Origin of the sequence: Companilactobacillus furfuricola, from assembly GCF_003946325.1 — a bacterium.
In the GTDB taxonomy this organism is placed as follows: Bacteria; Bacillota; Bacilli; order Lactobacillales; family Lactobacillaceae; genus Companilactobacillus; species Companilactobacillus furfuricola.
Genome location: NZ_RHNT01000012.1, coordinates 1 through 12,496 on the forward strand (window position 1 = coordinate 1; position 12,496 = coordinate 12,496).

General features: G+C 38.4%; 14 protein-coding genes. All 14 read right to left on the bottom strand.

Features of this window, described 5'->3' with window-relative positions; translation table 11 throughout:
- Positions 1-712: 712 nt before the first annotated feature.
- Positions 713-1,747, bottom strand: a complete 1,035-nt coding sequence (locus EKM78_RS05315) for an alpha/beta hydrolase fold domain-containing protein (protein WP_245994788.1) — start codon at positions 1,745-1,747, stop codon at positions 713-715.
- Positions 1,748-2,309: 562 nt separating this feature from the next.
- On the bottom strand, positions 2,310-2,879 hold the full coding sequence (locus tag EKM78_RS05320; protein ID WP_125770120.1) for a cob(I)yrinic acid a,c-diamide adenosyltransferase: 570 nt from the start codon (positions 2,877-2,879) through the stop codon (positions 2,310-2,312).
- A gap of 94 nt (positions 2,880-2,973) precedes the next feature.
- The gene (locus tag EKM78_RS05325) at positions 2,974-3,684 is read right to left on the bottom strand and encodes a uroporphyrinogen-III synthase (protein WP_125770122.1); all 711 of its coding nucleotides are present in this window, start codon (positions 3,682-3,684) and stop codon (positions 2,974-2,976) included.
- Positions 3,671-4,276 carry a histidine phosphatase family protein gene (locus EKM78_RS05330; RefSeq protein WP_125770124.1) on the bottom strand — a complete coding sequence of 202 codons (606 nt, stop codon included), beginning with the start codon at positions 4,274-4,276 and terminating at the stop codon, positions 3,671-3,673. Before EKM78_RS05330 ends, EKM78_RS05325 begins: the two co-directional genes overlap by 14 nt.
- On the bottom strand, positions 4,273-5,028 hold the full coding sequence (cobS, locus tag EKM78_RS05335; RefSeq protein WP_125770126.1) for an adenosylcobinamide-GDP ribazoletransferase: 756 nt from the start codon (positions 5,026-5,028) through the stop codon (positions 4,273-4,275). The genes EKM78_RS05330 and cobS overlap by 4 nt, the downstream gene beginning before the upstream one ends.
- Positions 5,029-5,038: 10 nt before the next feature.
- Entirely contained in the window at positions 5,039-5,632 is a 594-nt protein-coding gene (cobU, locus tag EKM78_RS05340) for a bifunctional adenosylcobinamide kinase/adenosylcobinamide-phosphate guanylyltransferase (protein WP_125770128.1), read from the bottom strand.
- A 4-nt stretch (positions 5,633-5,636) separates the two neighbouring features.
- A complete protein-coding gene (locus tag EKM78_RS05345; RefSeq protein WP_125770130.1) occupies positions 5,637-6,374 on the bottom strand; it encodes a hypothetical protein in 738 nt (245 codons plus the stop codon).
- Positions 6,375-6,423: 49 nt separating this feature from the next.
- The gene (locus EKM78_RS05350) at positions 6,424-7,950 is read right to left on the bottom strand and encodes a cobyric acid synthase (RefSeq protein ID WP_125770132.1); all 1,527 of its coding nucleotides are present in this window, start codon (positions 7,948-7,950) and stop codon (positions 6,424-6,426) included.
- Positions 7,951-7,985: 35 nt separating this feature from the next.
- Positions 7,986-8,657 carry a cobalamin biosynthesis protein gene (locus tag EKM78_RS05355; RefSeq protein WP_125770134.1) on the bottom strand — a complete coding sequence of 224 codons (672 nt, stop codon included), beginning with the start codon at positions 8,655-8,657 and terminating at the stop codon, positions 7,986-7,988.
- A gap of 14 nt (positions 8,658-8,671) precedes the next feature.
- A complete protein-coding gene (gene cbiB, locus EKM78_RS05360; protein WP_125770136.1) occupies positions 8,672-9,643 on the bottom strand; it encodes an adenosylcobinamide-phosphate synthase CbiB in 972 nt (323 codons plus the stop codon).
- 1 nt (position 9,644) lies between these two features.
- Entirely contained in the window at positions 9,645-10,718 is a 1,074-nt protein-coding gene (locus EKM78_RS05365; RefSeq protein ID WP_125770138.1) for a pyridoxal phosphate-dependent aminotransferase, read from the bottom strand.
- Positions 10,719-11,234: an ECF transporter S component gene (locus tag EKM78_RS05370; RefSeq protein ID WP_125770140.1), complete on the bottom strand. Its 516-nt coding sequence runs from the start codon at positions 11,232-11,234 to the stop codon at positions 10,719-10,721.
- Positions 11,235-11,255: 21 nt separating this feature from the next.
- The gene (locus EKM78_RS05375) at positions 11,256-12,035 is read right to left on the bottom strand and encodes an inositol monophosphatase family protein (RefSeq protein WP_125770142.1); all 780 of its coding nucleotides are present in this window, start codon (positions 12,033-12,035) and stop codon (positions 11,256-11,258) included.
- The gene (locus EKM78_RS05380; RefSeq protein WP_125770144.1) at positions 12,016-12,489 is read right to left on the bottom strand and encodes a EutP/PduV family microcompartment system protein; all 474 of its coding nucleotides are present in this window, start codon (positions 12,487-12,489) and stop codon (positions 12,016-12,018) included. Before EKM78_RS05380 ends, EKM78_RS05375 begins: the two co-directional genes overlap by 20 nt.
- Positions 12,490-12,496: the final 7 nt, after the last annotated feature.

Sequence of the window (12,496 nt, forward strand, 5' to 3'; positions counted from 1 at the left end):
AACCGCCGTATACGGAACCGTACGTACGGTGGTGTGAGAGGTCGGTAGCCTAGCTACCTCCTACTCGATCGGCTGAGGGCTGTATCCCCGGGCCCCTCCGTCTAGATGGAGACGATATCCCTCCTTGTGTTGAGATTTACCGATTTATTTTGATCAAGTTGGCACTGTTTGCTCGTCCTATTTCTCACATGTCTATCTCAGGCTTTATCTTTTCTGGTAGGAGTAGGTGCTTTCTTTTCTTGTTAGGATATATTTTCTTTCTTTGGATTACTTACTCTTTTCTCGGTTCGCGGGACTTTGCTCCGCTCATTCTTGATTCCTGACTTACATTGCTGTTGTCATTGTTCTTTTTTCTTGATTAAATAAGAAGAAATATCTGTTTTCTTATCTTGCCTTCGCTTCTGGGCTTGCGTTCTCGCTTCACTCGTACTCTCGCCTTTTGCTTATCCTCTGATTCAGAAATATTAGTCCAAAAAAAATAGATACTTTTTGCTTTTGAAATTTGACATCTCTTCTAGTATTAAAATAATTTCATTTTTGGGCTTTTTCTATTTATCTATTTATTTTGATTGACGAATTTATTGCACTATTTAAAATTTTGTTGGAAAAATTTGATTACAAAAAAATGGACGGAAATTTTTTTGTTTTCGTCCATTTTTTGTTTGGTGATTTTATTTAACTGAATTTCTTTTTTGTAAATAGATGTCTTTGATCAATTCAATGATTTTAATGCTTCGTGGATGGCATCTTCACAGCAGGCGCACTTTCCTAAGTAATTTAGAAATGAGTGACCCATTCCTCCGTATCTTATGAAGTCTACTTTTTCTCCTGATGTTCCTACTTCTTCGGCGAAGGCTTCGGCTTGTAGTCTTAGGGGATCGAATTCTCCTACTAAGATTTTCAAATTTTTAAAGGTTGTTGGATCGGCGTATAGTGGGGATATTATTGGTGAGGTTAGATCGACGTCGTTGCCGTTTAAATAAAAGTGGGTTAAGATGCGATCGATTTGTTGACTCTTTAGATAATCTTGACGGAGATATTTTTTTTGATTTGGATTTATGGCGATTTTTTTATAATACCATAGTGGTCCTTTGAAATCTGATCCTTGTACGACTGTTGGGTAAAAGAGGATGTGATTTTCAAAATTGGTTATTCCTAATTGATTCAATAGCTGACTGGCTCCAAGACCAATGCCCGCTCCGGCAGAATCTCCCATTAAGGTTAGATGATTGCGCCTTTTGTTGATCAAGGACGTTACGGCTAAGACATCTAATATTGCGTCTGGATACGGATTATTCGGATATTTGTGATAATCAACACTGTAAATTATTCCATTATAGTAATTGGCCATCATTTTCAAGATTGTCAAAAAGCCGTCATTGTGTGCATCGTAACAAGCTCCACCGTGTACATAAATGATTGCTTGATCGCTGGATTTGACTTTGTTTTGATAAATTTTAAGAAATTTAACTTGGCGTCCCATTTCATTGGCAATAAATGGTTGAACGTTAACGTCATCAAGATCGGCACGAGTAATAATGTTGTTGTCTTGATCACATAGTGAAAAGTGACCATTTTTTTGATCGAGTGAATGTCGTTTCTTTAAACTAGACAAAAATTGTGGATCGTACGTGTGAGCATTGAGCCGATCTTTTACGATCATGTTGACCCCGTCGATGTGTGGAATATCAACTGGACCAATGTGTTGTAAGCGTTGTAGCTCGAGTACATACTCATTTGCAATCATGATGATGACTCCCTTTTGGTAGAATAACGTTAGCAAGCGTTTTAATTATTTTATTAATTAATTCATGAACTGATTTTATTATAAAATAATAAATATCTGATGGGAGTTAAGAATTCAAAATAAAATTGTTAAAAAATGAATTTGCTTTTTTATAATGGTGCTGTTTCCTGATCCATATTTCACACATATTTAAAAGAGAGCGGAGAGGCACGGTCAGCTGCTGAGGATTTTAACGCAGAGAGCGCAGCGAGGTTGGTCAGCTGCTGAGGATTAACGCGGGTGGTCGCACAAGGTGCTGCGAAGCAGTGCCGCGACCACCTGTGTTAACCGGAGGCCGCTACCTCGCGGAGCTCGTTTCAACATCCTTGAGGATAAAGATAAAAAGCACTATCCAAATTACGGCAAGTTTAGCTAAACAAAATTGATAGCACAATCTTGTATCTGTAAATCAGTTTTTCTGACAGTTTCTAAACCGGAGGCCGCTGTGCCTCGGAACTCGTTTCCAAACCAAAAAAGACAAATCCAACATTGCGGATTTTGTCTTTTCTTTGTTATTCTGTTTTTATCTAAAAACTGGTTTGCTATTTCTGTATTGGATATCTTCTACTCCGTCTAGTACGTTGGCGTATCTAGCTGCTGCAAAGAAATAATCCGATAGACGATTAATGAATTTTAGAACGTAGTCGTTTATTGGTTCATCTTGGATCAATGAAACTATTTGTCTTTCGGCTCTTCTCGTTACTGTTCTTGCATAGTGCAATGATGCAGCTGTTTTGGAACCGCCTGGTAAGATAAATTTTTGAGTTTTTGGAACTTTTGCGGTGTATTCGTCGATTTTCTTTTCTAGCCAGTCTACGTAATTGTGATCTTCCGTGAAAATGAATTCATGTTTCTTATCATTTTGGGAGATCGCTAGGTCAGTACCACAGTCGAATAACAATTGTTGGATCTCTGTTAATTCACCTGCTAATTCCTTAGTCTTGTTGCTGAGATCTGCAATTACAACTCCTACTAACGAATTTAATTCATCCACTGAGCCATAAGCTTCGACCCTTTTATCGGATTTAAACATTACGTCATTACCGATAATTCTAGTCTTGCCTTTGTCACCAGTTCTTGTATAAATTTTCATAAGTTCCCTCTCAATCTTATATTAAAAAAACTTCGCCATGTTAGAAATTATTATTGCACGGTGGAATTATAATAGCATATTTATTTAATTATCGTTACTTTTCCCGTGTTATTTTCCATACAGCTTGTTTCAAAATGTTGCGTTTATGTCTGGGAAGATAAGTTTGAAAACCTAAGTCTTCCATGATTCTTTTGGTTGCGGGATCGATGGTGTAATACTTTGCGGCCATGAATTGTTGCGGTATTTTTTCTTCAATCGACTCAAAGCGATAAAACTGAGCTGGGCTGGTGATCAATACTTTAGTGAAATCAGCTTCGGCAATTTTATCGATGGCTTTGGTTTCATCTGCTTTAGTCCACGTATCTTGATACACTTCAATTTCGGTAATTTGGACATTACTATTTATGCTAGCTTCAAAATTACCTTTCAAATAAACTATTTTGTCTCTTTTTGCAAAAATTCCATTTAATCTCTGACTCAATTGCAGCTGATTATCGGCTTGGACTAATAAGACATTATTAAAATGAAAGCTTTGGAGCAATTTGAGTGCAGTTGGTGAGACGACTATTATCGATTTATCAAGTGATATATCAGATTTGATCAACGCTTGGACTGCCAATATATTAGTCACAAGTATTGTTTGGCTTTGTTTAACTAGCTGATATTGGTGGTCATTCCAAGATAAATACTGGATCCGTTTCAGAGGCAGAAAAAGCGGCTGCCAATTGTACAGTTCTATTAACATTTCATCATCAAATTTATCTTCTGGATAAGTTAGCAAAATCGCCATTTTATCGACCCACATTTCTTTCAGTCATCTGAAATTTTATCCCATCGCTACTACTGTATTCAGTATAACAGCCGGCGTCAAAGTGAATATCCCAAAAAACTTCCTGACTCTTGAGTAAAGATTGATCGATCACTCGAAGCGTTCCTAAATGTGCCACTAATAAGATGTTTGAATGATCTTGCTTCTTTGCCGTTTGTATTATCTGGTGCAAACTATTTTGGACCCGTTGACGAAATTGGTAATAATCTTCGGCTTCCGGAGGTACATAATCGAAAGGTTGATCAAGCCATTTTTGCCATTCCACTGGATAAGCTGCTTCAATTTGATCAGCATCTAATCCTTCCCACTTACCGAACCCTTTTTCATTTAAGCCAGCCAATTTAAATAGTGGGATTTGGTCAGTTAATACGGGCATGATCGTTTGATACGTCCGCAACAGACTACTGCAATAGGCAACATCAAAAGATAAAGCATGATGTTTAATGGTCTGAGCTAAATGTTGAGCTTGCTCTTTGCCCGTATCATCAAGTGGGACGTCGCTTGAGCCGTAAAATTTCTTTTGCAAATTCCAAGTGGTTTCACCGTGTCGTGCCACAATCAATTTCATAGTTTCACGACCATGGCATAGCCGATCATGAATAATACTTGGCAAATACTGGCGTAAGCACCAACTGTGTCACCAGTAAATCCACCTAGCTGATGATTGATCCAGCGTTTGTAAACGAGCACAAAAAGAGCAGCCAATAAATAACCAACCAATCCCTTAAAACCCAATGCTAGAAGTATAACTATCACAGCAAATATTTGACTGACTGCTGCTCGCCAAGGAGCGATTTTACCCCAGCTTTTGAGTAAGCCTTGTTCATCTGCCGAATTACTGATCCGTAAAAAAATTAAAGAAATGCCGGTTTTAGTATTCATGATCGTTATTGCAGCTAGAAACACATTTTGCCATAAACTAATATGGCCACTGACAAAATAAGTCAAACCGATCATTAAAGCATAATAATATAACAGTGCTAAGGCCCCCATAGTCCCTAATCGACTGTCTTTCATAATTTGATACATTTTGTCTTTACTTCTCGAACTAAACATCCCATCAGCGGTATCGGCTAATGCATCTAAGTGGAAACCTCCAGTGATCATGCCATCGATCACTAATAAGAAAATCCAGCACAGCCAAGTTGGAAAAACAAAACTCAATCCATAAAAACAAAGCGCTTCAATAGCTCCTAAGATCAAGCCAAAAAGCGTTAAATACTGGATCCCGTGATTAAACTTTTCTTGTGGTTCATCGATCGGAACTGGGATCGGGATCCTAGTAAAAAATTGTCCATACAATATTAACGATGTTATCAAAATACTACCTCTATTTTATTTTTTGCGGTAATCCGCTGATGACAAACCAAACTTCATCACTTTTGCTAGCAATTAATTTATTGACTGCTCCATAAATATCACGTAACATGCGTGTTTCTTTATCGGCAGGAACGATTCCTAAGCCGACTTCATTAGTCACGATAACTAAAGTCTTATTGCGCAGACTATTTACAACCATAATATTGATCCACTGCTGCAAAATATAATGAGTAGCGCGATCGAGATCATCTTGATCCATGTACTGAATGAATGCTTCGATATTACCGTATTTCGTGCCGATCCTAGCTTCTTTAACCCAGTCGTAAAATAAGTTAGTGACCATATTAGTAACATCGTCGATCAAAAATAATTGGCGTTTGGAACTTTCCAGGTATTTGGCAATATTTGCATATCGTTCTTCAGTCATCCATTTACTTGAACGACGAGCCTGATGTTTATTCACTCGAGCAACCATTTCTTTGTCATCGGGATTAACTTCACTTGTGGCTATGTAGCAAACTTCATCATTGGCATCAAAAAGACTTTCGGCAAATTCAGATTTTCCGCTACGACAACCACCTGTAACCATTATTAAATGTTCCATTTATTTACCTCAATTCTGCAATTTGTTTTAAATGCGGATGATTCTTTTTAAACTCCGCTACATCTTGATTATCTACCACGATCAATAACACAGTTGAAGGCCCTGCCGTTTTATTAAATTCAGTTGGCTCAATATCATTTTCGATAAGCAATTCTTGGTGATCACTCTTGGCCAAAACTGACAGCTCATAGCCAATTCCCTTAGAACCAACTGGGATCATGTCAACGACACTTGCTTCTTTGCGCAAATAAAGCGCTTCTTTGACCGAAAAAATATTATCCAAATTAGCCAAAACTTCCTCCCCGACTAACGGTGTCCCGAGTTGAAACACACTAGCTGTCTTTGATGGTGCATCAACACGGTGTGCTGCTTTTCCGATGACGGTCACACTGACGGTGGTCATTTGAATATCTAAATTATCTTCCGTACTGCCATTGATAGCTATGTTGGAAAATCCCATTTCCGCAAGGTCGGTCTGCATTTGTTTAATCATCGAGATCCCAGTCGGATCATATTCCACACTCAAAGTATCCACGACATTTAGCGGCGTTGCCCCGTATGAGATCAACTCTAACATTGCCGTCCTCAAGGTGAACGAGACCGATATTTGTGGAGCACATTTTACGATGTCCAATTTACGATCACCAAAACCAGCACTAATGTCACAGCTAACAACTAGATCTTCAGTTTTAGTAAGTGGTGTAATGGTTAGATCTCGATAATGTTGACTATTTGTTGGCATAATTACTTCCTTAATAACGAGCACGTGAACCGTTGGTTCTAGAAAAAGTTCAGCTACTTCTGCGCTCTTTTTTTGTTGAACGAGCTTGATCCATTATGTCGATTATTTTATCGACATCAACATTTTCTACGAATATCTTTGCTAGTTCGTTGTATTGAGAATCCTTGAAATCTTTTAAAGAACCTATGACGTTTTTTAATGATCCTAAGCCTTTGTAGCTTCTGATGCGATTAAGATACTTTCGCGTCCATTCAGGATTGTCAAAAATCCCATGCAAATAAGTTCCACTTACCATCTGGTCGGAACTTACGGCTCCATCAAGGTGATCACATGATCGACCATTAGTTTGTTCAACGTGTGAAAATGGTTTGACCCCGTCATCTAATACCGTTTTTCCCATGTGGATCTCATAACCATTGACCTCAAGTCCATCTGCGGTGGCCTTTGTGCGATTAGTTGTTTTATTTTCTGAATAATAAGTTGTAACGTCTAACAATCCTAAACCCGGTTGCTCTTTGATATTAGATTCTACATTATTGTCATCGATCAATTTCTTACCGAGCATCTGGTAACCACCGCAAACGCCAAAAACAAAAGTTCCACGCATGTGCAATGACTCGATCGACTGATCAAATTTCTTGTCTTGTAAATACTTCAGGTCGTTGATCGTGCTCTTGGTACCGGGAATAATTACTAGATCTGGTGTTCCTAGTTCATTGGGATCGGTTACATATCGGACTGAAACATCGGGGTGCATTGCTAGACTATTGAAATCGGTAAAATTAGCGATATTAGGCAGCACTACCACGACGACATCTAAATCTTTTGAGACGTCCATGACTTTATTTTTTCGCGACAGAGCAATCGAATCTTCATCATCAATTTTAAGATCTGTGTATGGCATTACTCCTAGCACCGGAACACCCGTTAACGCTTCGATCATATCAACGCCACTTTCTAACATTGAAAGGTCTCCCCGAAATTTATTGATAATGATCCCCTTGATCCGTTTTTGATGTTTCTCGGGCAAGAGTTTGATGGTCCCATAAATCGAAGCAAAGACGCCACCTTTATCAATATCAGCCACTAAAATTACTGGTGTGTCAGCAATATCAGCCATCCCCATATTGACAAAATCTCGATCCAACAAATTGATCTCAGCTGGACTTCCAGCACCTTCTAAAACTACATCATCGTATTCACTTGCAAGCTCTTGATATATATCTGTGACTTCTGATCTGACTTTTGTTTTAAAATCTTGGTATTGCAAAGTACTCATATCTCCAAGGACTTTCCCTTTGACCACTACTTGTGTGTCACTACTAGTTGATGCTTTTAACAAGACCGGATTCATTTTTACATCAGGCATTATCCCAGCAGCTTCCGCTTGAAATACTTGGGCGCGTCCCATTTCTTGTCCATTAGCAGTTATATATGAATTTAGTGCCATATTTTGAGATTTAAATGGAACTACTTTTTCCCCTTGTTGATAAAGATAACGACAAAGTGCTGCTGCCATCCAACTCTTTCCTGAATCGGATGCTGTTCCTTGAAACATGATCGATCTTGCAGTCATACTGATCCTCCGTATCTACTTAAATATCCAGTTAGCTAATGACAAAGTGCTAACGAAACATTTTTACTACTAAATTCTGGAATAAATATCACTTTACCACTGGCCAAATTTGCGGCAGAAGATGCAACATTGCCTATGCCAAGATTATTTTTTAGACTTGGTGAGGTTTGATAATTAATAGCCGTTTGCAATAATTGTTCCTTACTATAAAATTGCGTTTTTGCTTGTAATACTTGAGCCAAATATTGAATATTTGCTTGATTTTGACTCGCATCGATCGATGTAATCAATTTGATCGAATTCCACGATAAATGATTAATACTCATAAAGAGTGCAAAGGCAGTCTGGACATCTCCATATGAAACATCTTCACGACAACTAATACCTAAGGTGCTCTCTTTAGGGACAACATGGATCACTTTTGTACAATCGTCAAAATCAGTTCGGTCAGAAATAACTACTGTTGGCGTGGTCCCCTGATCAGTAATATTTGCTTGCTTGATCTTTGAAAATCCTGAGAAATCGCAATCACTCGTACAATAGTAATCTTCAACTAATAAATCGACTGGTTGATTATTGGCCAGTCTGTGCTCAACGATAGAAGTATTGGTTTCCATGTTGGGACACCAAGCATGCATTTTTTGTAGCAATGCACCAAAATCGTTAGTCGAATTTTTCTTAAAATCACTATTGTTAGTCGTTAACATATCGATCCCTCCTACTAAATATTCCCTACAATTAATAAAATTCCGATTCTGACTAATCCCAAAACAATTAAGCCAATGACCGAAGTAACATATAAAACGCCAATCGTTTGACGAATGTCCTGATTCGAAGCTTCTTTACCAGTTGATGGACCAATAAAAGGCTTATCGACTAGCTTGCCAAAATAATAATGCGGTCCTCCGAGTTGAATATTTAAAGCACCGGCGATGACTGATTCAGGGTATGCACTATTAGGACTATTGTGTTTCAAATGGTCTCGGACACCGATCTTAAAGGCATTTCGATGATCCAGACGTAAAATAAATGCAGCAATAATCATCAATAGCCAAGTCAAACGTGCCGGAATGAAGCCAAAGACGTCATCCATGACAGCGGAAAAACGACCCAGGTTAAGAAAGCGGGCATTTTTATATCCGACCATTGAATCTAAAGTATTTACGGCTTTATATGCCAATCCCAAGACTGGACCACCGATCATTAAATAAAATAATGGTGCAATAACGCCGTCATTAATATTTTCGGCAATCGTTTCGATAGTTGCTTTGGAGATCTCGTCTTCATTTAACTGATCCGTCTCTCGGCCGACGATCATTGATAACTGTTTGCGTGCCGTTAAAATGTCAGCTTTTTGCAAAGAGCGCATGATCTTGTGTGCTTCAAAGGCCAAGCCTTTAACAGAAATCGTTGTATAAGCTAAATAAGTTCCCACGATCAAAAAGAGCCAATAGTTAACTCGTGAAATAAACATGATCAAACCGGAAATTATTGCTGTTGCCAAGACGATGAAGAGCCACATCCAAGTACCGGCCCGTAATTGTTGATCATCATTTAATTTCTTTGCTTCGATCTTTTTGACTGACCAACTGATCATTTTACCGATCAATTTGACTGGATGGGGCCAACTGTGTGGATCACCAAGAATTAGATCTAGTACAAAACCTAACAGCACCATAAGGAAAATATTCATATTAAGACTCGCTTTGACAGACAGTTTTAATGGCTTGGATCAGTTGAACGTTTTCGGCGTGTGAACGAACAGCGATGCGATAATAGCCATTCTCTAATCCACGGTAGTTATTACAATTCCGGATCAAGCAGCCACGTTTTAACAAAGCAGTCGCCAAATCGATCTTTTCACAACGTAATAAATAATAATTAACAGCTGAAGGATAAACTTTGATCTCCAAAATTTTGGCTAATTCAGATTCCAAATAAGTTTTTTCCTGATGCAACCACTGTGATGTCTGCATAGCAAAACTCTGATCATTAAAGACGTCGAGCGACAAACCAGCGGCAAAAGTGTTAACTGACCAAGGTTCGCAATTTTCCATCAGCGTATTGACGAATTGACGGTTAGGAAACAAGGCCATTCCCAAGCGCAGACCTGGAATGGCAAAGTACTTGGTCAACGATTTAATAATGACCACTGAATCAGTTTCAGTTAATTCACCGACAAAACTAAATTGCTTTTTATTGTCGAGGAAGTCAATGAATGCTTCATCCAAGATCAACCAAATACCGTGATGATTGCAGTAGTTTGCCAACTGTCGCAATTGAAAGACATTTAATAGATCTCCGGTCGGATTATTAGGATTAGCCAAGCAAATACAGTCGATTTGTTGATTTGCTTTTAAGTACGCTAAGAAATCATTGATCTCTAGCTTAAAATTAGTGGTTTCTTTCAAGTAGTAATAATTGATTTGACTATTATTTTTAGCAAAAGCTCGTTCGTATTCAGCAAAACTTGGAGCAAGTAACAAAGCATTCTTTGCATCGATCGTCTCGATGACGTTAAAGATCAATTCAACAGAACCATTGCCGACCCAGATCTTTTCTGCGTCATATTGGTAATATGATCCTAAGTTTTGACGAAGAGATCGGTAGTGGACGTCTGGATAATAAACCAAATCTTTGATTGAATCTTTCAAACTGGAAACTAACTTCTCCGGCATTCCCAAAGGATTAATATTAGCACTGAAATCAAGGATCTCATTGGTTGGATCCAACTGGCGAGCGTAGCCTCCGTGAGTAAATTTTGACATTTATTTGTCCTCGTTAAAGAAATTTTTCAATAGCTTTGGAAATCTTTTTCTGATCAAGATATAAATCACTTCTGCCAAAATAATGTTGATGATCGCGGCAATAGTCAATTGAAAGAAGTATGCATAAACTAATTGTTTCAAAATTGGGTAAAGCAACAACAGTTCAAGCGGCACATTTAAAATATAGGCAATAATATCGGAAAAGATAATATAGCTCCACTTTAAGCTGTGTTTTCCCCTTCTGATAGTCGAGAACACGATCATTGTGATCATCATACATAAACCAATGACCAAATGAACTGGCAAAGTTAACGGAAAACCTGACAGTAATGCTGATACTAAATGGCCGAACAAACCTAAAAAAGCACCGGCAACTGGACCTATGGCTAGTGCTCCGAAAAAGGCTGGGAAAGAATCTAAAGCGACCGATCCCATGATCTTGATGTTGGCTCCGACGATGCAAAGTGCTAATAAAATTGCCGTCAGTGTCATTTTTTTTATGTTGTTATTGTTCATTAGTTATCCCCATATACTAATTTAATAAGTTTGGATCTTGCGAATATCGCGATACGTTTGTTGATTGGCAACCATGATATGGTTGACCTTCTGTAAATTAACGTCATTTCCAGACACATTACTAATACGATAGCCTAAAGCTTGAACTAATACATTGCCTGCTGCAATGTCCCACGGATTCAAGGTAGCTAAATAAGCGATGTGTTTACCAGTGATGACCTCGACAAATTCTAAGCCGGCTGATCCCATGACTCTAATACCAGCACTATTCTTCGCGATACGGATCTCTTCAAAAGAATTCCGTAAAAATTGGCGCCAGGAAACCCCTACTAAACCTTCCTTTAGTGGTTGATCAACGGCTGGGTGCAATTTCACTTGATTACAGTAAACACCAGTCTTAAGGCCACCCCAATACAATTCGTTGTTCATGACATCCATAATCCCAGCACAAAGTGGTTTTCCGTCATAGTATGCTCCGATCATGATGGCAAAGCAGTCATGCTTCTTAACTAAATTGAGCGTCCCGTCGATAGGATCAACAAAAAATACTAAACCAGAATTAATGGCGGAATAATCTTTCTCTGGCTTTTCTTCACCGATGATCACCGCCTCGGGATAAGTTTTTGTAATTTGTTGATCGAGCATCTTTTCCACTTCGTAATCGATGCTCGTAACTAAATCGTATTCTCCAGATTTGGTGCGGATGTCATTGATCGAGTCGAGATGTTCGTGAACGTATTTATTGGCTGACAAAATCCAAGTCGTTAAATTGTCCAAAACTTCAGCTTCTGTCGGTTTCATTTTTCACCACATCCTCCTTTAAATAATCGATCAACTCGTTGATCTGGTTGTCCGGTGATGGATCTTCAACATTTGAAATGTAATAGATCTTCGTTGCCCCAGCTAAGATGAGCTGTTCTTTAGCAAAGATAATGTCATCTTCTTTTTCTGCCAAATCGATTTTAGTAACTACACCTATCGCTGGCTTTAAAAACATTCGTGCAAATCCAGGTGAATAAATTTGTCGATGATCCGTTACGCTTTGCATCATGACGACCACATCCGAAGCATTCGCTGTGACATTTAAAGCAGAATACATTCTTCGATGCTCAGTAAATTCACCAGGAGAATCAATTAAATTATTAAAAAATTCGATAGCTTGAGTTTTGTCGTAATTTTGTTTCTCATGCAGCATAACTTGTTTAAACGTTGTTTTGCCACAACCAACAGCTCCAACTAAAAAAGCTTTTTTCATGTGGATT

Excerpts from the sequence above, each read along its gene's own strand:
- EKM78_RS05315 (WP_245994788.1), bottom strand. The coding sequence starts at position 1,747 with ATGATTGCAAATGAGTATGTACTCGAGCTACAACGCTTACAACACATT.
- EKM78_RS05320 (WP_125770120.1), bottom strand. The coding sequence starts at position 2,879 with ATGAAAATTTATACAAGAACTGGTGACAAAGGCAAGACTAGAATTATC.
- EKM78_RS05325 (WP_125770122.1), bottom strand. The coding sequence starts at position 3,684 with ATGTGGGTCGATAAAATGGCGATTTTGCTAACTTATCCAGAAGATAAA.
- EKM78_RS05330 (WP_125770124.1), bottom strand. The coding sequence starts at position 4,276 with ATGAAATTGATTGTGGCACGACACGGTGAAACCACTTGGAATTTGCAA.
- cobU (WP_125770128.1), bottom strand. The coding sequence starts at position 5,632 with ATGGAACATTTAATAATGGTTACAGGTGGTTGTCGTAGCGGAAAATCT.
- EKM78_RS05345 (WP_125770130.1), bottom strand. The coding sequence starts at position 6,374 with ATGCCAACAAATAGTCAACATTATCGAGATCTAACCATTACACCACTT.
- EKM78_RS05350 (WP_125770132.1), bottom strand. The coding sequence starts at position 7,950 with ATGACTGCAAGATCGATCATGTTTCAAGGAACAGCATCCGATTCAGGA.
- EKM78_RS05355 (WP_125770134.1), bottom strand. The coding sequence starts at position 8,657 with ATGTTAACGACTAACAATAGTGATTTTAAGAAAAATTCGACTAACGAT.
- cbiB (WP_125770136.1), bottom strand. The coding sequence starts at position 9,643 with ATGAATATTTTCCTTATGGTGCTGTTAGGTTTTGTACTAGATCTAATT.
- EKM78_RS05365 (WP_125770138.1), bottom strand. The coding sequence starts at position 10,718 with ATGTCAAAATTTACTCACGGAGGCTACGCTCGCCAGTTGGATCCAACC.
- EKM78_RS05370 (WP_125770140.1), bottom strand. The coding sequence starts at position 11,234 with ATGAACAATAACAACATAAAAAAAATGACACTGACGGCAATTTTATTA.
- EKM78_RS05375 (WP_125770142.1), bottom strand. The coding sequence starts at position 12,035 with ATGAAACCGACAGAAGCTGAAGTTTTGGACAATTTAACGACTTGGATT.
- EKM78_RS05380 (WP_125770144.1), bottom strand. The coding sequence starts at position 12,489 with ATGAAAAAAGCTTTTTTAGTTGGAGCTGTTGGTTGTGGCAAAACAACG.